Source organism: Rhizobium sp. 01N447_2 (assembly GCF_056399245.1).
Genome location: NZ_JBFTQY010000018.1, coordinates 57157 through 77519 on the forward strand (window position 1 = coordinate 57157; position 20363 = coordinate 77519).

24 protein-coding genes are annotated in these 20363 nt (G+C 63.1%); 17 read left to right on the forward strand and 7 right to left on the reverse strand.

Annotation, left to right across the window (positions count from 1 at the left end):
* The first annotated feature begins 53 nt into the window (after positions 1 to 53).
* From AC1ECN_RS15030 to AC1ECN_RS15090, 13 genes are all read left to right on the forward strand, one after another.
* Positions 54 to 1379, forward strand: a complete 1326-nt coding sequence (locus AC1ECN_RS15030) for an ABC transporter substrate-binding protein (protein ID WP_018074537.1) — start codon at positions 54 to 56, stop codon at positions 1377 to 1379.
* 123 nt (positions 1380 to 1502) lie between these two features.
* Positions 1503 to 2471, forward strand: coding sequence for a carbohydrate ABC transporter permease (locus AC1ECN_RS15035; protein ID WP_130655742.1), 969 nt, complete (start codon positions 1503 to 1505; stop codon positions 2469 to 2471).
* Positions 2468 to 3421: a carbohydrate ABC transporter permease gene (locus tag AC1ECN_RS15040; RefSeq protein WP_477953424.1), complete on the forward strand. Its 954-nt coding sequence runs from the start codon at positions 2468 to 2470 to the stop codon at positions 3419 to 3421. Before AC1ECN_RS15035 ends, AC1ECN_RS15040 begins: the two co-directional genes overlap by 4 nt.
* On the forward strand, positions 3418 to 3630 hold the full coding sequence (locus AC1ECN_RS15045) for a hypothetical protein (protein ID WP_130672721.1): 213 nt from the start codon (positions 3418 to 3420) through the stop codon (positions 3628 to 3630). The genes AC1ECN_RS15040 and AC1ECN_RS15045 overlap by 4 nt, the downstream gene beginning before the upstream one ends.
* Positions 3631 to 3633: 3 nt before the next feature.
* A complete protein-coding gene (locus AC1ECN_RS15050; protein WP_477953426.1) occupies positions 3634 to 4731 on the forward strand; it encodes an ABC transporter ATP-binding protein in 1098 nt (365 codons plus the stop codon).
* Positions 4724 to 5752 (forward strand): ABC transporter ATP-binding protein, encoded by a 1029-nt coding sequence (locus tag AC1ECN_RS15055; protein WP_130672723.1) that lies wholly within the window; start codon positions 4724 to 4726, stop codon positions 5750 to 5752. Before AC1ECN_RS15050 ends, AC1ECN_RS15055 begins: the two co-directional genes overlap by 8 nt.
* Before the next feature lie 53 nt (positions 5753 to 5805).
* On the forward strand, positions 5806 to 7446 hold the full coding sequence (locus AC1ECN_RS15060; RefSeq protein WP_130672724.1) for a dihydroxyacetone kinase subunit DhaK: 1641 nt from the start codon (positions 5806 to 5808) through the stop codon (positions 7444 to 7446).
* Between the two features lie 47 nt (positions 7447 to 7493).
* Complete coding sequence (gene dhaL / locus AC1ECN_RS15065; protein WP_130661771.1) at positions 7494 to 8114, forward strand: dihydroxyacetone kinase subunit DhaL; 621 nt, start codon at positions 7494 to 7496, stop codon at positions 8112 to 8114.
* Positions 8111 to 8509: a dihydroxyacetone kinase phosphoryl donor subunit DhaM gene (dhaM, locus tag AC1ECN_RS15070; RefSeq protein WP_018480881.1), complete on the forward strand. Its 399-nt coding sequence runs from the start codon at positions 8111 to 8113 to the stop codon at positions 8507 to 8509. The genes dhaL and dhaM overlap by 4 nt, the downstream gene beginning before the upstream one ends.
* Positions 8509 to 8853 carry an HPr family phosphocarrier protein gene (locus AC1ECN_RS15075; RefSeq protein ID WP_477953429.1) on the forward strand — a complete coding sequence of 115 codons (345 nt, stop codon included), beginning with the start codon at positions 8509 to 8511 and terminating at the stop codon, positions 8851 to 8853. Before dhaM ends, AC1ECN_RS15075 begins: the two co-directional genes overlap by 1 nt.
* Complete coding sequence (locus AC1ECN_RS15080; protein ID WP_018074529.1) at positions 8837 to 10414, forward strand: putative PEP-binding protein; 1578 nt, start codon at positions 8837 to 8839, stop codon at positions 10412 to 10414. Before AC1ECN_RS15075 ends, AC1ECN_RS15080 begins: the two co-directional genes overlap by 17 nt.
* A 1-nt stretch (position 10415) precedes the next feature.
* On the forward strand, positions 10416 to 10823 hold the full coding sequence (locus tag AC1ECN_RS15085; protein WP_018074528.1) for a hypothetical protein: 408 nt from the start codon (positions 10416 to 10418) through the stop codon (positions 10821 to 10823).
* A gap of 51 nt (positions 10824 to 10874) precedes the next feature.
* Entirely contained in the window at positions 10875 to 11867 is a 993-nt protein-coding gene (locus tag AC1ECN_RS15090; RefSeq protein WP_130672726.1) for a dihydroxyacetone kinase subunit DhaK, read from the forward strand.
* Between the two features lie 10 nt (positions 11868 to 11877).
* On the opposite strand, the gene AC1ECN_RS15095 is transcribed toward AC1ECN_RS15090, so the two are convergent.
* The 3 genes from AC1ECN_RS15095 to AC1ECN_RS15105 all read right to left on the reverse strand — a co-directional run bounded on the left by AC1ECN_RS15095 (position 11878) and on the right by AC1ECN_RS15105 (position 14265).
* Entirely contained in the window at positions 11878 to 12606 is a 729-nt protein-coding gene (locus AC1ECN_RS15095) for an esterase family protein (RefSeq protein ID WP_130672727.1), read from the reverse strand.
* A complete protein-coding gene (locus AC1ECN_RS15100) occupies positions 12603 to 13562 on the reverse strand; it encodes an acetylxylan esterase (RefSeq protein ID WP_018074525.1) in 960 nt (319 codons plus the stop codon). The genes AC1ECN_RS15095 and AC1ECN_RS15100 overlap by 4 nt, the downstream gene beginning before the upstream one ends.
* A gap of 82 nt (positions 13563 to 13644) precedes the next feature.
* Positions 13645 to 14265, reverse strand: coding sequence for an NAD(P)H-dependent oxidoreductase (locus tag AC1ECN_RS15105; RefSeq protein WP_130672728.1), 621 nt, complete (start codon positions 14263 to 14265; stop codon positions 13645 to 13647).
* 93 nt (positions 14266 to 14358) lie between these two features.
* Here AC1ECN_RS15105 and AC1ECN_RS15110 point away from each other — a divergent pair, with 93 nt between their 5' ends.
* From AC1ECN_RS15110 to AC1ECN_RS15120, 3 genes are all read left to right on the forward strand, one after another.
* Positions 14359 to 15030, forward strand: coding sequence for a TetR/AcrR family transcriptional regulator (locus tag AC1ECN_RS15110; RefSeq protein ID WP_024322147.1), 672 nt, complete (start codon positions 14359 to 14361; stop codon positions 15028 to 15030).
* A 42-nt stretch (positions 15031 to 15072) separates the two neighbouring features.
* Complete coding sequence (locus AC1ECN_RS15115) at positions 15073 to 15141, forward strand: hypothetical protein (protein ID WP_075224926.1); 69 nt, start codon at positions 15073 to 15075, stop codon at positions 15139 to 15141.
* An 89-nt stretch (positions 15142 to 15230) separates the two neighbouring features.
* Positions 15231 to 16577: an epoxide hydrolase family protein gene (locus tag AC1ECN_RS15120; protein WP_024322148.1), complete on the forward strand. Its 1347-nt coding sequence runs from the start codon at positions 15231 to 15233 to the stop codon at positions 16575 to 16577.
* An 86-nt stretch (positions 16578 to 16663) separates the two neighbouring features.
* Here AC1ECN_RS15120 and AC1ECN_RS15125 read toward each other — a convergent pair whose 3' ends face one another.
* Both AC1ECN_RS15125 and AC1ECN_RS15130 read right to left on the reverse strand, forming a co-directional pair.
* Positions 16664 to 17056: a VOC family protein gene (locus tag AC1ECN_RS15125; protein WP_024322149.1), complete on the reverse strand. Its 393-nt coding sequence runs from the start codon at positions 17054 to 17056 to the stop codon at positions 16664 to 16666.
* A gap of 185 nt (positions 17057 to 17241) precedes the next feature.
* Positions 17242 to 18024 carry an alpha/beta fold hydrolase gene (locus AC1ECN_RS15130; protein ID WP_024322150.1) on the reverse strand — a complete coding sequence of 261 codons (783 nt, stop codon included), beginning with the start codon at positions 18022 to 18024 and terminating at the stop codon, positions 17242 to 17244.
* Positions 18025 to 18394: 370 nt separating this feature from the next.
* Between AC1ECN_RS15130 and AC1ECN_RS15135 the strand changes: the two genes are divergently transcribed.
* Positions 18395 to 19087: a GntR family transcriptional regulator gene (locus AC1ECN_RS15135; RefSeq protein ID WP_477953434.1), complete on the forward strand. Its 693-nt coding sequence runs from the start codon at positions 18395 to 18397 to the stop codon at positions 19085 to 19087.
* A 5-nt stretch (positions 19088 to 19092) separates the two neighbouring features.
* Here AC1ECN_RS15135 and AC1ECN_RS15140 read toward each other — a convergent pair whose 3' ends face one another.
* A complete protein-coding gene (locus AC1ECN_RS15140) occupies positions 19093 to 19488 on the reverse strand; it encodes a hypothetical protein (protein WP_130655758.1) in 396 nt (131 codons plus the stop codon).
* Positions 19489 to 19610: 122 nt separating this feature from the next.
* Positions 19611 to 20222 carry an O-methyltransferase gene (locus AC1ECN_RS15145; RefSeq protein WP_075224885.1) on the reverse strand — a complete coding sequence of 204 codons (612 nt, stop codon included), beginning with the start codon at positions 20220 to 20222 and terminating at the stop codon, positions 19611 to 19613.
* Between the last annotated feature and the right edge of the window lie 141 nt (positions 20223 to 20363).

The window sequence follows — 20363 nt, forward strand, 5'->3', positions numbered from 1 at the left end:
GGGTGAACATGCGACGCCGGCGGGGAGCCGGCCCTTGGTTCTGGGAGGAACTTATGCAGAAAACATCGAAAGCCCTTTTCGGGCTGGCCACGGCATTCGTCATGTCGTCGGCATTGCCCAATCTCGCCAAAGCCGATGAACTGACGCTGTGCTGGGCCGCATGGGACCCCGCCAATGCGCTCGTCGAGCTGTCGAAGGATTTCACCGCCAAGACCGGCACGCAGATGAAGTTCGAATTCGTTCCCTGGACGAGTTATGCCGATCGCTTCCTCAACGAGCTGAATTCCCACGGCAAGCTCTGCGATCTCATCATCGGCGACAGCCAGTGGATCGGCGGCTCGGCCGAGAATGGCCACTACGTCAAGCTCAACGACTTCTTCGACAAGGAAGGCATCAAGATGGATGACTTCGTGCCGGCGACGGTCGTCGGCTACTCGGAATGGCCGAAGAACACCCCGAACTACTGGGCGCTGCCCGCCATGGGCGACGTCGTCGGCTGGACCTACCGCAAGGACTGGTTCGAAAAGCCGGAACTGCAGAAGGAATTCAAGGAGAAATACGGCCACGATCTCGCAGCGCCGAAGACCTACGACGAACTGAAGCAGATCGCCGAGTTCTTCCAGAAGCGTCAGATCGACGGCAAGACCGTCTACGGCGCCTCGATCTATACCGAGCGCGGCTCCGAAGGCATCACCATGGGCGTGACCAACGTCCTCTACGACTGGGGCTTCCAGTACGAGAACCCGAAGAAGCCCTATGACATGGAAGGCTTCGTCAACTCGGACGACGCGGTCAAGGGCCTCGAATTCTACAAGTCGCTCTATGATTGCTGCACCCCGCCCGGCAGCTCCAACGTCTACATGGTCGAATCCGCCGACGCCTTCAAATCCGGCCAGGTCGCCATGCAGATGAACTTCGCCTTCACCTGGCCCGGCCTTTACAAGGACGAGAAGGTCGGCGGCGACAGGATCGGCTTCTTCCCCAATCCAGCTGAAAAGGCGCATTTCGCCCAACTCGGCGGCCAGGGCATCTCGGTGGTTTCCTATTCCGACAAGCGCGACGCCGCCCTGCAATACATCAAGTGGTTCGCACAGCCCGATGTGCAGGCCAAATGGTGGGAACTCGGCGGCTTCTCCTGCCTGAACTCCGTCGTCAATGCGCCGGGCTTCGCCAAGAGCCAGCCCTATGCCCAGGCCTTCCTGGACTCGATGGCGATCGTCAAGGATTTCTGGGCCGAGCCGAGCTACGCCTCGCTGCTGCAGGCCATGCAGAAGCGCGTCCATAACTACGTGGTCGCCGGCAATGGCACCGCCAAGGAAGCGCTCGACGGTCTGGTGAAAGACTGGAGCGACGTCTTCAAGGACGACGGCAAGATCTGACGCGTGGCATCCCTGATGCGCGCCATCCTCGACAGGATGGCGGCCCGGATCGGCAGACGAGCCGGGCCGCCAGATCTCTCATACCCCAAAAGACCCCGTACCCCAAAAATACCAGGTGAAGACTTGACCATTTCCCATTCCTCCATCGTCGAGAAGGCAGCCGATGCGACTGCAAGGGCAACGCCCTCCTCGGTCGCCCGGCGCGTCCGCGGCCTCTCCGATAGGGCGATCGCCTGGCTGTTCATTGCACCGGCCATCACCCTGCTTTTGGCGATCAACATCTTCCCGCTGCTTTGGGCGGTCTATCTCTCCTTCACCAATTACCGCGCCAACCGGCCGAATGCGCCGGTCCTGGGCGTCGGCTTCGGAAATTATCAGCGCGTTCTCAACGATCCCGATATCTGGCAGGCGATGCAGACCACCGCGCATTTCGTCTTCTGGACGATCGTGCTGCAGACGCTGATCGGCTTCACGCTCGCCTATCTGATCGACCGTAAGTTTCGCGGCCATGCCTTCTGGACGACGATCATCCTGATCCCGATGATGCTGTCGCCTGCCGTCGTCGGCAATTTCTGGCGCTTCCTCTACGAGCCGCAGATCGGCCTCTTCGCCTATGCCGTGTCGCTGGTATCGGGCATTCCGACATCGGATATCCAGATGCTCGGCAACGTTACGCTGGCGCCCTGGGCGATCATCATCGTCGATACCTGGATGTGGACGCCCTATGTGATGCTGATCTGCCTCGCCGGCCTGCGCTCGATTCCCGACTATATTTATGAGGCGGCCGAGGTCGACCGTGCCTCGCCCTGGCGGCAGTTCTGGTCGATCACCGTGCCGATGGCCCTGCCCTTCATCATGCTCGCCGTGCTTTTCCGCGGCATCGAGAATTTCAAGATGTTCGACATGGTGACGCTGCTCACCGGCGGCGGACCGGGCTCGGTCACCGAGGTCGCCTCGATCACCCTGAAGCGCGCCGCCTTCGAAAGCTGGGCGACCGGCCGGGCCTCGGCCTTCGCCATCATCCTCTTCGTCGCGGTGTTCGGCCTCGCCAACATCTACGTCAAGGCATTGAACAAGGTGAAGCAACGATGAGCGCCGCCAACTCAGCCCATTCGGTCGTCGAACCGAGCCTGTCCAGCAAGCGCATCGCCGGCACCATCGTCGTCCTCTATGCGCTGATTACCCTCATCCCGCTCGTCTGGATCTTCCTGACCAGCATCAAGTCGCCGCCGGATTCGATCAGCTACCCCCCGAAGATCGTCTTTTCGCCGTCGCTCGAAGGCTATTGCAACCTGTTCACGACGCGCACGCGCCAGACACCTGATTATATCGCCTCGCTGCCGGCACCGGTCGGCACCTGCGATGAGGTGACGCGCAAGCGCAACATGGTGATCGCCGGCCCATCGAACTTCCTGCCGCGCTTCGTCAATTCACTGGTGATCGCCTTCGGCTCCACCTTCCTTGCGGTCTTTCTTGGCACGCTCGCCGCCTACGGCTTCTCGCGCTTCAAGGTGCCGCTCGCCGACGACCTGCTGTTCTTCATTCTGTCGACGCGCATGATGCCGCCGATTGCCGTCGCCATCCCCATCTATCTGATGTACCGCGAGCTCGGCCTGTCCGACACGGCGCTCGGCATGATCCTGCTCTACACCGCCGTCAACGTCTCGCTCGCCGTCTGGCTGCTCAAGGGCTTCATCGACGAGATCCCGCGCGAATACGAGGAAGCGGCAATGATCGACGGCTATACGAGGCTGCAGGCCTTCCGCAAGGTCGTGCTGCCGCAGGCAACGACCGGCATTGCCGCCACCGCGATCTTCTGCCTGATCTTCGCCTGGAACGAATATGCCTTCGCCGCGCTTCTGACGTCGGGCGAGGCCCAGACCGCGCCGCCCTTCATCCCGACGATCATCGGCGAAGGCGGGCAGGACTGGCCGGCGGTTGCCGCCGGCACGACGATCTTCCTGATCCCGATCCTCGTCTTCACCATTCTCCTGCGCAAGCAGCTGCTGCGCGGCATCACCTTCKGAGCCGTCCGCAAATGACCCATCTGATCGAAACACCCACCCCTGCCCGTCCGAAGCGGCCGTTCTTCCTGCGCCGCGGCCCGATGGAGACCATCGCCACCGTGCTGATCGGCCTCGGCTTCCTGATGCTGTTCCAGCCCTTCCTGCTGGTGCTCTACACCTATTCGCTGGTGACCCTGCTTGCAGGCACCGTCATGTTCATCATCGTCTCGAAATTCCCGGAGTAAACCATGGCGGATATCCGGATCGAAAATCTCCGCAAGGAATTCGGCAGCTTCGTCGCCGTCGAGGATTCGAGCTTCACCGTCCATGATGGCGAGTTCCTGGCGCTTCTCGGGCCTTCCGGCTGCGGCAAGACGACGACGCTTCGCATGATCGCCGGCCTCGAGCTGCCGAGCAGCGGCAAGATCTATCTCGACGGCGAGGACGTCACCTTCAACCGCGCCAGCGCCCGCGATATCGCCTTCGTCTTCCAACTCTTCGCGCTCTACCCGCATATGAACGTGCGCAAGAACATCGGCTTCCCGCTGCTGTCGCAGGRCATGCCCAAGGCCGAAATCCGTCAGCGCGTCGAAGAGACCGCGCGCCTGCTGCAGATCGACCATATTCTCAACCGCTCGGTCTCCGGCCTTGCCGGCGGCGACCGGCAGCGCGTGGCGCTCGGTCGCGCCATCGTCCGGCGCCCGAAGTGCTTCCTGATGGACGAGCCGCTCGGCACGCTCGACGCCGAGTTCCGCGAGATCATGGTTCACGAATTGCGCGAGTTGCACAACCGCATCCACGCCACCACCGTCTACGTCACCCATGACCAGCACGAGGCGATGGCGATGGCCGACAAGATCGCCGTCATGAACCATGGCGTCATCGAGCAGTTCGGCACGCCGCAGGAGATTTATGCCAAGCCCGCGACCATGTATGTCGCCGATTTCATCGGCTCGCCGCCGATGAACTTCATGCGCTTCACCTCCGGCCTGAAAAGCGGCGATCGCTCCATCCTGCTCGACGGCGTCGATGTCGCTGTTCCCGAGATCCACCAGGACATGGCCGAAAGCGAACTGGCGCTCGGCGTGCGGCCGGAGCATATCCGCTTCAACGACGCCTCGGCGCTGCGTGGCGCCGTCTATGGCAGCGAATATCTCGGCACCAACCAGGTCGTGGCTGTGGAAACCCCGGGCGGCCTGATCAAGGCCCGCGTTCCCGCCCATCGCAGCTTCCAGATCGGCGAGAGGGTCGGCCTGGAATTCAATCCGGCGAAAGTCGCGCTCTTCGACTGCACGTCGGGCCGTGCCGTACCGTCCTCGCTCTATCAGGAGACCCGGCATGGCTGATGTCGTTCTCAGGAACCTCGCCAAACGCTTCGGCGACACCCAGGCCTTAGTCGATCTCGATCTCTCGATCCGCGACGGAGAGTTCGTCGTGCTGCTCGGTCCCACAGGCGCCGGCAAGACGACGACGCTGCGGCTGATCGCCGGCCTCGAAAAGCCCGATAGCGGCCGCATCGAAATCGGCGGCCGCAATGTCGCCGCCGAAGCTCCGGCCGAACGCGACGTCGCCTTCGTCTTCCAGCAATATTCGCTCTATCCGCATATGACGGTCTACGAGAACCTCGCCTTCCCGCTGAAGGCGCCGGTCCGCAAACTGAGCACCGAAGAGATCGACCGTCGCGTCCGCGAGGTCGCGCGCATGGTCAGGATCGACCACAAGCTGGAGAACCGCTCGACCAGGCTTTCCGGCGGCGAGATGCAGCGTGTCGCGATCGGCCGGGCGCTGGTGCGCCGGCCGGCGATCTATCTGATGGACGAACCGCTGTCCTCGCTCGACGCCAAGCTGCGGGCCGAACTGCGCCTGGAACTGAAGCGTATCCAGAAGGAACTCGGCTCGACGCTGCTCTATGTCACTCACGATCAGGTGGAAGCCATGACCATGGCCGACCGCATCGGCATCGTCGCCGAGGGACGGCTGATGCAAGTGGGAACACCGCGCGAAATCTACGGCAATCCCGCCAACCTGCATGTCGCCGCCCGACTCGGCCAGCCGCATATCAACCTTCTGCCGGCGGACCTGCTCCCGGGCGGCCAGCCGCCGGCCGGCACGAAGACCGTCGGCGCCCGCACCGAACATCTTGATATCGTCGTCGGCAAAGATGCCAACGCCGAGATCGACTGGATCGAACATCTCGGCGACCAGAACCATCTGCACATCAGGGTTCGCGATCCCAGGCAGGCCGCACGGGAACACAAGCTCGTCACACTTGCGGATCCATATCTGGCGATTGCGCCGGGCGACCGGATCAGCCTGACGCTACGTGATCCGCTGTATTTCGATGCGGCTGGACAGCGCCTGTCCTGACCGGCAAACAGACTTGATGATGGCATGAAAAACAAACAGACGGGTCTCAATCGATGAAACACTTCTTCAACCGCAGGGAAAACATCGTCACCGAAGCCTTGGACGGTCTACTTCTGACGAGCAGCAAGGGTCGTCTTGCCCGCCTCGACAGCTTTCCCGACGTCAAGGTGATCCTGCGCGCGGACTGGGACAAGTCGAAGGTGGCGATCATCTCAGGCGGCGGCGCCGGCCATGAGCCCTCCCATGCCGGCTTCGTCGGTAAGGGCATGCTGACGGCTGCCGTATCCGGCGAGATTTTCGCCTCGCCGAGCGTCGATGCCGTGCTGACGGCGATCCGCGCCGTGACCGGCGAAAAGGGCGCCCTGCTGATCGTCAAGAACTACACCGGCGACCGGCTGAATTTCGGCCTCGCCGCCGAAAAGGCGCGCGCCGAGGGCTTCGACGTCGAGATGGTCATCGTCGCCGACGATATCGCCATCCCCGGCATCAACCAGCCGCGCGGCGTCGCCGGCACGCTGTTCGTTCACAAGATATCGGGCTATCACGCCGAAAGGGGCGAGGACCTGAAGACGGTCGCGGCCCATGCCGCCGCAACTGCCGGCGACATCGTCTCGCTCGGCATGTCGCTTTCCACCTGCAGCGTGCCCGGCCAGGCGCATGAGGACCGTCTCGGCGAGAACGAAGGCGAACTCGGCCTCGGCATCCATGGCGAGCCCGGCGTCGAGCGCATCACGCTGCAGCCGGTCACCGATATCGTCGCCACCATGGTGGCGCGCCTGTCGCCTGCGCTGCGCGAAGGGGGAAACCACTGCCTCCTCATCAACAATCTCGGCGCCGTGCCGCCGCTCGAAATGACCGTCATCGCCAATGCCGTGCTGTCCTCGCCGCTTGGCCGCCGCGTCCGGCTGATTATCGGCCCGGCGCCGATGATGACCGCACTCAACATGAACGGCTTCTCGCTGTCGCTGATCCGGCTGGACGCCGTGCGTGAAGCCGCGCTAACGGCAGCGGTCGAGCCGCATGCCTGGATGCCGGCCGTCGAACGCCACGAGATCGAGGTCATCGCCGCACCGAGAACATCAGCCGGACTGAACGGCGCGCCAATGGCCGGGGATAATCTCCGCAACCGGCGTCTGATCACGGCGCTCTGCGAGCATCTGATCTCGCAGGAAAGCGAACTCAACCGGCTGGACGGCCGCGTCGGCGATGGCGATACCGGCTCGACGGTGGCGACGGGCGCCCGCAGCGTGCTGGCCCGCCTCGACACGCTGCCACTCGACCGGCCGGCCGCAACGCTTGCCTCGCTCGGCGATATCCTCGGCACCAGCATGGGCGGATCGAGCGGCGTGCTGCTGTCGATCTTCTTCACCGCCGCAGCAAAGGCGATGACTGACAAGGCCGATATATCAGCCGCCCTTCTTGCCGGGCTCGACAGGATGACGTTCTATGGCGGAGCCGCAGTCGGCGACCGGACTATGGTCGATGCACTGTCGCCTGCCCTGCAGGCGCTTGCATCCGGCGATGTCGTCGCAGCGGCAAAGGCAGCGGCAGCCGGTGCCGAGTCGACGAAGACGATGATGAAGGCGCGCGCCGGACGCGCCTCCTATGTCGGTGAAAGGGATCTGGCGGGCGTTGCCGATCCCGGCGCCGTGGCGGTTGCCGGCGCGTTTGGCGTGGCGGCAAGCCTCGCCTGACCGGCGTGAAATTCAAAAGCCCGCGGGAGGCGCGGCGACAGGGAGGGATGGCAGTGCAGGCGGAACCGGTGCTTGTGGCAGGATTGATCGAGGTGTGCCGCGCGACGATCGCGGAAAACAGCGATCACCTCTGTGCGCTCGATCGCGCCATCGGCGATGGCGATCACGGAACCAACATGCGGCGCGGCTGCGAGGCGGTGAGCGCCGAAGGCGAAAGCCTGTCCAGCCTGCCCTTCCCCGACGCCATCGAAAAGATCGGCCTGACCCTGGTGATGAATGTCGGCGGTGCGGCCGGGCCGCTCTACGGCACGCTGCTGATGGAGATCGGCCGCGAGCTTCGCAAAAACGACGAGAAGGCCGATTTTTCGCAGGTGCTGAAACAGGCGATCGATGCCGTCGCAAGGCGCGGTCGAGCGCATGCCGGCGACAAAACCCTGCTCGACGTGCTCTATCCCGTGCATGCGGCACTCGCCAGCCGCTCGCCGCTCGGCGCAATCGCCCGCAGGGCCGAGCGTTCCGCCAACCGCACCGCTGACATGAAGGCGATGCGCGGGCGCGCCGCCTATCTCGGCGACCGCTCGATCGGTCATGTCGATCCCGGCGCGTCGAGCTGTGCGCTGCTGACCACGGCGATCTGTCGCTATCTCGGGGGGCATCGTCCGCAATGAATGGAAAGACCGCAAATGTGGGTATCGTGATCGTCTCCCATTCACCGCTGGTGGCACGGGGGATCGCCGATATGGTGCGGCAAATGGTGGGCGACAGCGTACCGCTCGCCTGGTCGGGCGGCAATGTCCATGGTGAACTCGGCACCGACGCCGGCGGCATCCTGAGGGCAATCGAGGCCGCTTGGTCCGATGCCGGCGTCGCCGTCTTCGTCGATCTCGGCGGCGCCGAAACCAACAGCGAAATGGCGATCGAAATGCTGGGGCTTCCCCGCTCGGCCCTCGTCTCCATCTGCAACGCGCCGCTGGTCGAAGGCGCCGTCATCGCCGCCGCCGAGGCGTCGGGGGGCGCGTCGCTGGCCAAGGTCGTCGCCACAGCCGAGGAACTGTCCCCCTGATGACAACAGAATTGCGTAGTGAAAAACAGGAGCCCCATCCATTGCACGTGAATTGCCAGACGGAGGTAGAAGTCAAGCACGGCGTCGGGCTGCATGCCCGCCCCTCCGTTACCTTCACGCGGCTTGCCAAGTCCTTCCCCTGTTCGATCGAGATCGCCGTCAACGGCAGCGACGTCTGGCTGAACGGCAAGAGCATCATCAAGATCATGGGTGCGAAAATCCGAAAAGGATCGATCCTCAGGATTCGCGCCGACGGCATTCTCGCCGAGGAGGCGATCCGCGCCCTGAAGGAACTCATCGAGCGCAACTTCGATGAGGAAAAGAAACATKGCCGCACCGCTTAGGCTGACAGCAAAGAGCGCATCCCCGGGCATCGCATCCGGCCCGGCATTTCTGGCCGAGCGGCCGGACGCTCCCGCGCCCAGCACGGCCGGCGGATACGGCGCGCTCGAGAAGGCGATCGACATCTCGATCGGCGAGCTGGAGCGCCTTGCCGATGGAGCCGATGCCGAAAGCCGGGATATCATCGATTTCCAGATCGAGGTGCTGCGCGATCCGACCATCGCGGAAGCGACCGGCGCGCGCATGGAAGCCGACGAGAACGTCGTCTTTGCCTGGGTCGCCACCCTCGACGCCTATATCGGCGAACTCGAAGCGGCCGACGAGGAGCAGATGCGGGCACGCGCCGTCGATATTCTCGACATCAAGAACCGTGTGCTTGGGGCGCTCGCCGGCACCCCGATCGCCGATTTTCCGCCCGGTTCGATCTTCGTCGGCAAGGATATGGAGCCGAGCCGCTTTCTCGCCCATGACTGGTCGAAAGGCGGCGGCATCGCGCTGTTCGCCGGCAGCACCGCCGGCCATGTCGCCCTGCTCGCCCGGGCCAAATCGGTACCGATGGTGATCGGCACCGGTCGCTTTTCGGCCGCAGACGGAGATCCTGTCGGCGTGGATGGCGACGCCGGTGCGGTCGTACTCAAGGCAGGCGGCATGCTGATCCCGCCGCTCGCGCCTGCACAGGCGCCTACCGCCGACACGCAGAACGAAAGCAGCGAACTGCGCACGGCGGACGGCGTGCCGATCCTGCTCTCCATCAACATCAACGACCCCGCCGAGATCGACGCGCTCGATCCGGCAACGGCTGGCGTCGGCCTGATGCGCTCGGAATTTTCAATCACCTCGGTCGCCGATGCCGCCAATGAGGAACGGCAGCTGGCGATCTATCGCCGCGTGCTGGAGCAGGCGGGTGACAGGCCAGTGACGATCCGCATGCTCGATATCGGGGGCGACAAGCCGCTTGCCGGCCCCGAAGACCTGCCGGGTCTCTCGGCCTCTGGCCTGCGCGGCATCCGACTGCTGCTTGCCCGGCCGGAAATCGCCCGCGTCCAGGCCCGCGCCCTGCTGCGCGCCGCCGTCTTTGGCAGGCTTTCGGTGATGCTGCCGATGGTGACCTTTCCCGACGAGATCGACAGGATGCGCGAATTGTTCCGCGAGGAAGCCGAAAAGCTCGGCCGCCGATCCCTGCTCCACCGGATGCCGCCGATCGGCATGATGGTGGAGGTGCCGGCCGCAGCGTTGATGCTCGATACTTTCGGGTCAGCAGCATTCTTTTCGTTCGGAACCAACGATCTCACGCAATATCTCGCCGCCTGCGCCCGCGACGACATCGATGCCGATGCCGGCAAGGCCGCACCCGCCGTGCTCCGGCTGATTGCCCAGGCGGTGAAGCTGACCGCCGGCAAGCCAGTCAGCATCTGCGGCGACATGGCCGGCAATCCGCACTATCTGCCCGGGCTGCTCGCCGCCGGCCTCCGGCATTTTTCCGTGGCGCCGGCCCGGCGTCCCGCGATAAGATCGGCGATCATCGGCCTCAACGCCGATGGCACAAAGGCAGCCGGAGAGTAGAATGGCGCGCGAAGACACCGAAGACGCCATTATCGCCTACAAGTCCATTCTGGCGCAGATCATCGACAACAGGCCATCGGGCACGCGCCAGCGCCTGGCGACGGCGCTTGGAAAACATCGCAGCTTCGTCACCCAGATCACCAGCCCGACCTATGCAACGCCGCTGCCGGCGCGCCATCTCGCGACGATCGTCCGCGTCTGCCATTTTAACGCCGCCGAACAGGAGCGCTTTCTCGAAGCCTATCAGGCCGCCCATCCCGGCAAGCTGCCGGACCTCGGCCATTCCGAGAAATTGCGGCACCTTTCGCTGATGGTGCCCGACTTCGGCGACGACAGGAAAAACCGCCTATTGGAAGAGGCGATCTCCGATCTGGTGCAGAAGATCGTCGCGATATCGGGTGCGGAATGACGCGTGCGCTGGTTGACGTAACGTAATACTTTTGGCCTTGGGAGGGGCTTGATGAAGAAGTTCATGAACACTGCGGAAACCATGGTCGCCGAAAGCGTCGAAGGCTTCGTGCGCGCCCATGAGGCCTTGGTGGTGTTCGGGCCTGAGCGCAGATGCATCCACCGCCGCCATCTCACCGCTGGCAAGGTGGCGCTTATATCAGGCGGCGGCGCCGGCCATGAGCCGATGCATATCGGCTTCGTCGGCCACGGCATGCTGGATGCCGCCTGCGTCGGCCATATCTTCACCTCTCCGACACCGAGCCAGATCATCGCCGCGATCGAAGAGGCCGATACCGGCGCCGGCTGCCTGCTCGTGGTCAAGAACTATGACGGCGATCTGATGAATTTCGAAATGGCGATCGAGATGGCCGGCGACCGCCACAACCTCGACATGGTCGTCGTCAGCGACGATATCGAGACATCAATGTCCGGCGAAGGCAATGGCCGGCGCGGTGTTGCCGGAACGCTGATCGTCGAAAAACTCCTGGGTGCTGCGGCCGAACGCGGCATGTCGCTCGCCGAATTGAAGCAGCTTGGCCAGGGATTGAACACACGCATCCGCTCGATGGGTGTCGCGCTGAACGGCGTGACGGTGCCGCAGACCGAGCGCACGACGTTTGCGCTCGGACCCGACGAAATGGAAATGGGCGTCGGCATCCATGGCGAACCCGGCCATGCCAGGCAGCCCTTCGCCGCCTCCGACGCCGTCATCGGCCATCTCTGCGAAACCATCGCCGGCGATATCGCAGTGGCGCCGGGTACCCGCGCACTGCTCTTCGTCAACGGCCTCGGCGGCACGCCGCCGGCCGAACTCTACCTCGCCTATAACGGCGCCCGCCGCTTTATCGAGGAGAGAGGTATCCCGATCGAGCGCTCGCTTGTGGGAACCTACGTCACCTCGCTCGACATGCAGGGACTGTCGGTCACCCTTGCCTTGCTGACCGACGAGGAGATCGCGCTCTGGGACGCTCCGGTTGCGACGGCGGCATTGCATTGGCCATAACGGCGCCCCGTCAAATATAAAGCGCTGCCATCTTCCGCCAGGCGCCGGCGCGGTGGGCGCGTCCATCCCAGACATGCAGCTGATGGCCGATATTCTTTTCGCCGAGCAGGTGGCTGAGATAGCGGTTGTTGTCGAGAAAAGGGTCGGCGTCGCCAATGGTGAGAACGATGTCGCGCTCACGCAGCCTGTCGAGCCGCCAGTCGCTGCCGAGCCCTGGAAGAAAATGCGCCGGCGTGTGGAAATAGACGCTGTCATCGTAATAGCCGTCGAACAGGTCGGCGAAGGATTCCACGTTCATCGTCAGGTCGTAGCGGCCGGAAAAGGCGACGAGCTTGCGGAAGAGATGCGGATGACGAAAGAACAGGCTCGCCGCCTGGAAGGCCCCGAGGCTGCAGCCGTGCACGATGGTGCAGTCGTGCGAATTCTTCGCCGCCATCAACGGCAACACTTCGTGCAGGATATAATCCTCGAAGGCGCCATGCCGGCGGATGCGCTCGGCGGGGTGATGGTGGAAGGCATAGAAGGTCTCGGCCGCCATTCCCTCGATGCAATAGAGCTGGAGGTGGCCCGCCTCGAGCTTGTCGGCAAGGCTTCCGACTAGGCCGAGCTGCTCATATTCGAAGAAGCGCCCTTCCCGCGTCGGAAAAACCAGAACCTTGGCGCCGGCATGGCCGAACACCAGCATCTCCATGTCTCGATGCAGCCGCTGACTGTACCAGCGCAGATATTCGCGGTTCATGGCACCCTGAAAAACTGACCGATCTTGTCGCGGAGAACCGCCTCTTGTTCAGCGCTGCCAGGATAGTCGAAATGCCCCGCATCCAGGATGAAGATTTCATTAAATTTTGGTATCGCATTTGCGACGGCGAATTGGCAGGGCGGCGCGACGGAAGGATCGAAAAGGGCGACGGCCGTCAGCATCGGCACCTTGATCCGGCTGGCGGCGGTCGCCGCATCGTAGAAGCGCAGCGTTTCCAGCACGTTTCCATGTTCCCCCTGATATTCCTGCACCGATTCCGCACTGCCGACGCTCGGCAGCATCAGCCGCAGCGGCTGATGCCCGAAACTCGGCAGCGCCAGATGGCCGCGATCGATGCGCTCGTCGTAGGCGATCGCCATCGCTCCGACACCGCCGCCAAAGCTGATGCCGCTATAGCCGATATACCCTGAAAGCCAGGGATAGAGTGCCGTAAGCGTCGAAACGGCGAGCCAGATATCCTCGACGCAGCCGCCGATGATATAGGCCTCCGGTCTGTCGATGTCGTGCAGCACGTGCCAGGACGGGTTCTCGGAGATCGGCGGATGGGCGCTGAGCGACAGCCCGCGGCAGCAGGGAAAGATGAGCGCCGTTTCCCTGACCGGCAGATCGAAATCAGGGCGATCCCGCCCGCCGTAACCGTGTCCGACGACGAGGCCGCGCCGCACCTGCCCTTCCCGCGGCAGGAGCAGCCAGCCGCCGATCCGGAACTCGCCGGTCGAGAGATAGACGAGGTCGAGAACATGCCAGTCGGGATGGGTGATCCGACTGTGGGAAAGCACCGGCTTCGGATCGACCGTCAGCGCCTCGAGATAACGCGCCTCCCAGAAATCGTCGAAACCGTCGGGCTCATCCGGCGGTTCGATTGCAAGAAGCTCGTCAAGCTTCATGCCGTAGGTTGGATCGAAGGCGAAGGGATGTGTCGTCGGAATGCTCATCCAAGGCTTGTCTCGTGAAAAGGCCGGCGGCGCAAGACTCTGCCTTAACCAGCCGATAAACCTTACCAGCACTCGGACACCTTTACGCCGCGTCAGTCGCCTCGTATCGCCCGGATGTGACGAAGAGCCTGCGGCCAACGGCGCGCGCAGTCTCCAGATGGGCGGCCGCATGGTCCGGTCCGGCTTCGAGCAACAGCTCCGATGTCACGACGCGGGCGCCGCAATAGTCGAAGATCCCGTGATCGATCTGCGTCTTCATGGCGCCGAAATAGCCGTGCCGCATATAGGTCCCGGCATCGGCGCCGCCGAGGCCGACCAGATGCACCGGCAGGCGGCCAAGCAGCTTCACCAGCCCGGCATCCGGGCGATCGTCGTAAGCCCAGCCATTGCTGAACACCCGGTCGATCCATCCCTTGATAAGCCCCGGCATCGACCACCAGTAGACGGGATAGACGAGCACCAGCGCATCGGCGCGGTCGATCCTTGCCTGCTCGGCGGCAACGTCGGCGGGCAGCACCCCTTTCCGCAGATGCACAGCGATATCGGCCGCGGTGAACCGGGGATCGAAGCCCTCGGCCGCGAGATCGGCAAACTCGACGGAATGGCCGGCATCGGAAAGTGTGACACCTTCGGCAAGATGGGCGGCGACGCCGTGGGTGAGCGATTGGGGATCGGGATGCGCGACGACGATGAGCGCGTGCATACAGAAAACTCCTGTTGAATGATTGCGGACGGAAGTCGCGGGCTGTATACCTTTGGTAAGCTACTTTCAGTAAGTTACTTTTGGTATATAGTGATGTCAAGCGCCGAAACAACAGGTCAGCCGACCGATCCGCAACCGCGCCGCCGCCTATCGCGGCAGGATCGGCATCGCCAGTTGCTCGACGTCGCTTGGCAGATCGCCCGTGATGAGGGAACGGAAGCGCTGACCCTCGGCCGGCTTTCCGAGCTGGCGGGCGTAACGAAACCCGTAGTCTATGATCATTTCGAAACCCGCCCCGGCCTGCTCGCAGCGCTCTACCGCGAATTCGACGCCCGCCAGACGGTTGTGATGGACGCAGCCCTTGCGGCAAGCCAGCCGTCGCTCGCCGACCGGGCCACAGTCATCGCCACCTCCTATGTCGACTGCGTGCTTCTTCAGGGCCGCGAAATCGCCGGTGTGATCGCAGCACTTGCCGGTTCGCCGGAACTCGAAAGGATCAAGCGCGAATACGAAGCGGCCTTCATCGAGAAATGCCGCATCGCGCTTTCGCCCTTTACCGATGCCGGCACGATCGCCGGAGCCGGCCTCTGGGCCATGCTCGGCGCCGCCGAAGCCCTCTCCTATGCCGCCGCGTCAGGCGACATCACCGCCGTCGAGGCAAAGAACGAACTCTTCGAAACCATCGTCGCGATGGTGGCGAGAAGTATGGGCGGCGGCACGCATCCCGATCACCTGCGCAATACGGCCAGCCTCGCATCGAGATGATCCGGCGGGAATACCTGTATCGAATCCGCCGCCCGCTTCGCCATGGAACTCGGTTATTTCACGACCCTGGTGAGCGACGCGACGGCCGCCTTCTCGCACCTAATGAGTTGAACGGCCCGACCTAGGCCCCATGCTATTCTGACGACGGCCGAACTCATCGAAGTCTTGCCCAAGGCGTCTGCTTCAAAGGAAACAATGCCATGACCATGCTCTTCAAAATGCCCACAAGTGCCGGCCCGGAATCCCCGAACCGCGACCGGCGCAGGTTCCTGACCACCGCGGCGATCGGGATCGCCGCCGCGGGCGCGACCAGCCTGTTTCCATCCTATCTGGCATCGGCTGCCACGGGAGATGCGATCCGCCCGTTTCGCGTCGACACTCCCGAGGCGGACCTCCTCGATCTTCGCCGACGCGTGCTGGCAACACGCTGGCCCGAACGCGAGACGGTCGACGACCAGTCGCAAGGCATACAGCTCGAAAAGATCAAGCCGCTCGTCGATTATTGGGGCACCGGCTACGACTGGCGAAAGGCGGAAGCGAAGCTGAACGCGCTGCCGCAATTCATCACCGAGATCGACGGCCTAGACATCCACTTCATTCACGTGCACTCGAAACATCCGAATGCCCTGCCCGTCATCATCACCCATGGCTGGCCGGGATCGGTATTCGAGAACCTCAAGATCATCGGCCCGCTCACCGATCCGACCGCTCATGGCGGAGGCGCCGAAGATGCGTTCGACGTGGTCATTCCGTCGATGCCGGGCTACGGCTTCTCCGGCAAGCCGACCGGCACCGGCTGGGGGCCGGACCGCATCGCGCGGGCCTGGGCGGAACTGATGAAGCGCCTCGCTTACAGCAGCTACGTCGCCCAGGGCGGCGACTGGGGCTCGCCGGTCTCCGGCGCGATGGCACGGCTCGCGCCACAAGGTCTGCTCGGCATCCACATCAACCTGCCGGCTGTCGTGCCGCCCGAAGTTGCCGCGGTGCTCGCCGCGGGCGGGCCGGCGCCGCAGCGACTCTCCACCGAGGAACGCGCGGCGTTCGATGCCCTCAGCGCCGCAGCCAAGATGGGGAACAGGTCCTATGCCACGATGATGGGCACGAGGCCGCAGACGATCGGCTACGCCATATCGGATTCCCCGGCCGGCCTTGCGGCATGGACGCTCGGTCATCCAGGCTTTACGCACTGGACCTACGACAGCAGCGATCCCGAAAAGTCTCCCGACGAGGTGCTCGACGACATCACGCTTTACTGGTTGACCAACAGCGCCGCTTCCTCGGCCCGGATCTACTGGGAATATGGCGGCGGGCGCAGTCCCGTCCTTGCGGCCGGCGAGAAGACCTCCAAGATCGCGCTTCCGGTCGCCATCACCGTCTTTCCTGGGGAGAGCTATCAGGCCCCGGAGACATGGGCCCGTCGCGCCTATCGCAACCTTATCTATTTCCACAAGGTCGACAAGGGCGGCCACTTCGCCGCCTGGGAGCAGCCCGAGCTCTTCTCCGCCGAGCTTCGAGCAGCGTTCAGGCCGCTGCGCCGACCGATATGAGAGGAGCGGCGGCCCCTCGCCGCTCAGGGATGTTGCCGCCTGGTTGTCCATAATCGGCACCGGGCTCGCCTCCCTTGGCGCCAAGCTCACGGATTCCAGCCGCCGCTGCCATAGGGGCGCGTGATGATTTCAACCAGATGGCCGTTCGGATCTTCGAAATAGACCCCGCGCCCGCTGTCGTGGTCATTGGTCTCGCTCGGCTTCCGCTGGCCGGGGTCAGCCCAGTAGCGCAGGTCCCGCTCGCGAATTCGATTGAATATCGCCTCGAATTCACCGTCTCCGACCAGGAAGGCGTAGTGTTGGCGGACGATCTCGCCTTCGGTATCCATATAGTCGAGATTGGCGTCGTTGTCGGTCGTGACCATGTAGAACGGCCCCCAGCGCCGCGGCGCCGGCAGCCCCAACATGTCGGCCAGAAAATCTGCCGAGGCCTTGCTGTCGCGAGCCAAGAGGATTGTATGGTTGAAGTGGATGGCCATAGCGGTCTCTCGCAAACGAGGTGAACTGCAACCTCGATGGAGGCTTAGCTCGGTTAACACCCCTCGGCCGCCTCTTGTTCCGAACCTCGGCCAAACTTGACGCGACCGTCGCGGCATCATGGCCCATCACCAAAGTAAGCCGGTGACCAGCCGGCGAACGGCCCTGCCGCTTCCCGGCCTCGGCATCAGTCCGTATTCTGCCATGCCGCCGTGAGGATCAGCTTTGTGATCTCGTCCGGGTGGGAGATCAACGACAGATGGCTGGCCTGGATTTCAATGGTCTTTGCTCCCATGCGTTTGGCCATGAAGCGTTCGAGATCGGGATTGATCGTCCGGTCCTCGGTCGAGACGGCATACCAGCTCGGCTTCGAACGCCAGGCGGCCTGCGTGGTCTTGCCGGTCAACAGCGCCTTTTGAAACGGCTGCTGCACGGCGTAAAGAACTTTCGCCTTCGCCTCCGGCAGGTCGCCGGCGAAGTCACGCAGGAAGGCTTCCTCGCTGAGGCGTCCCTCGTCGCCGTCGAAGACGATGCCGGCAGAAGCCGGCGGCGTCGGGTAGGTCTTGGCGAGGGCGGTATAATCCTCACCCGCATCCGGCGCCCGCGCCGCGACATAGACGAGCGCCGAAACATTCGGGTGCACGCCGGCCTCGGTGACCATCATGCCGGAAAACGAATGCCCAACCAGAACCGTTGGGCCGTCCTGTCGGTCGAGCACCCGCTTCACGGCAGCGACGGCCTCCGGCAACGTCGTCAGCGGGTTCTGCACCGCCGTGGCATTGAGCCCGGCCGCCTGCAGGCGGGCGATGACCTCGGTCCAGCACGAGCCGTCGGCAAACAGCCCATGCGCCAGCACGACGTTGCGCGCCTTTACGGGAGCGGATGTCGCAGCCATGCCGCGGGTGGCAAGCAGAGAAGCGGCGGCGCCGGCAACAAGGGCAGCCGAGAAAGTCCGTCTGTTTATCATCATGATCTGGTTCCTTGTGCGTCCAGGAATTGAAGGATCGAAAGCATGTCGGCTCGGGACCGAATAACCGAAGCCAAGTCAGTATCGGTTGGTCTGTGATGCCGTGTCGGAACGGTTCGCTTTGCCCGGCGCGAGGAACTGGCCTTCGTCGCGTTGCGAGCTCCGGTCGTCATATTCGGTATTTAAAGCGGCTTCGTGTATGCAGAAGCCTGCTTGCTGGAAATTTATGTATTCCCATCCGATATAAAGTCAATTATTGAATACGTAACACCTTCGTGATGCAATCAGTGTATGCGCCTAGCGGCACGCCAATCGCATTTGCATACACAATCGACCGAGCCGTCGATGTTTGAAACAGATCGGAGAAAACGGAATGGCGAGTGGTTTCGAAACCGAGGATGACGGCGATGATCGCGGATTGCTCTCCGACCGCATTCGCAACGCCCTGACGGACGAGATCGCCACCGGCACAATGGCGGCGGGCGCAGCGTTAGACGAACAGCAGCTTGCCGATCGTTTCGGCGCCTCCCGCACGCCGGTTCGCGAAGCGCTGCGTCAGCTGGCGGCGGGCGGCCTCGTCGAGCTTCGCGCCCGACGCGGCGGCGTCGTCGCCCGTATGACGCCGGAGCGCATCATGGAGATGTTCGAAACGGTGGCCGAGATCGAGGCGGTATGCGTCAGGCTCGCCACCTACCGCATGACACCGCTGGAGCGGAGCCATCTGATCGAACTGCACGATCTCTCCCAGCCGATCGTCGAAGCCGGGGACTTCGATGCCTATGACAGCTTCAACCGCCAATTCCATGAAGCCATCTATCACGCTACCCACAATGGCTTCCTTGCCGAACAGGCGATCGCCGTGCGCAACCGCCTGAACGCCTTTCGGCGCACGCAGCTGCGCCAGGGCGAACGGCTGYGCCGATCCCGGGACGAACACGAGGCAATCATGCAGGCGATCGCCGAAGGCGACGGTGAGATGGCATCCCGGCGCATGCGCGCCCACATGCTGAACGCCGCCACCTCGCTCAGCCGTTTCATCGAAACCAACAAGCCGGGAGGAGTTTGACGTTCTTACGGCACGGGGCAGCGGTATTTATAGGCGATCAACGTCGTCATCAGTTCGTCGCCGGTGGCCTCGCGAATGCCGGGATTCTCTTCCAGGAATGTACACAATGTATTGCCGATTGCTTCCGCGGTCGTTCCAATCGGCACACAGACGTTTACCCCAACGGAGTTAGCAAAATACGCCGAGTTCACCATTGCTTTCGGCACAGGAACGACTTCGGTGAAAATTCGGCGGGCCAGATACTCGTCCCGGTTCCACTTGTCCAACCAACCCGCGACATATCCGACGACAAACTGCCGTGAGCCGCCGCAGTCAGAATGAAGGAGATCACCGCTGGAAAATCCGGCGGGAATCTTTGCAGAAACCGTTGCCAAAAGGGTGGCGATAAGAATGCCCGACATCACATCTCCAAAGCTCGCAATAACGCAGAGCTTTGATCGGGACCGTGTCGGAAATTAGCTTAAAACGTGTCTTCTTTTTTGCTGCAACTAAAAACAAAATGGCCGCTAATCTCACCTCAGCCTCAATCGAACCGACTGACCTCAAGCCCGCTGCCGACCGGCAGCAGCACGCTTGATATCCCGGGCTTGGCACGGACAGCCTCACCATAGCGTTTGAGATCGTCGCCTCCCGGGCGCAGCATGTTGTCGGCGACGATGATCGCGCCCGGATTGAGCTTGGGATAGAAAGCCTCGAGGCATGGAACGTAAAGATCCTTCCAGAGATCCACCAGCACGAAGTCGATGCCCTGGGAAAGTTCGCCGATCATCTGGACCGCATCCCCAACCTTGAATTCCACATGCTCTGCGAGCCCCGCCTTGACGGCCATGTCGCGTGCGTAGGTCGACTTGTAGTCGTGCATTTCCATGGTGATCAGCTGCCCGCCGGAAGCGCGCGCGGCTTCCGCCAGCCAGATCCCGGAATAACCGAAGGAGGTGCCGAGTTCGAGAATGGTCGGGCTCTTGAGGCTCTTGGCGAGGATATTGATGAACTGTCCGGTTGCAGGTCCGACCGCCCGCAGCCGCTGATCCTGTCCTCCGTCGCGGCCACCGGGAGGCAGTTCGCGCGGGCTGTCATGCTCCGTCTCGATCATCGCGTGATAGATGTCGAGCACGTCCTGGATTCTGCTGTCCATTGTCTTCTCCATAACCGCTGATCGGCCGATCATTGCCCAACCGGAACGGCGCCGGAAAGTTAAACTTTGGCAATCATCGCCCTTGCTGGTTCCCTTGCGGTTGCACATGCCGCCGTCGTCGGCTACATCATGCCGTCAATG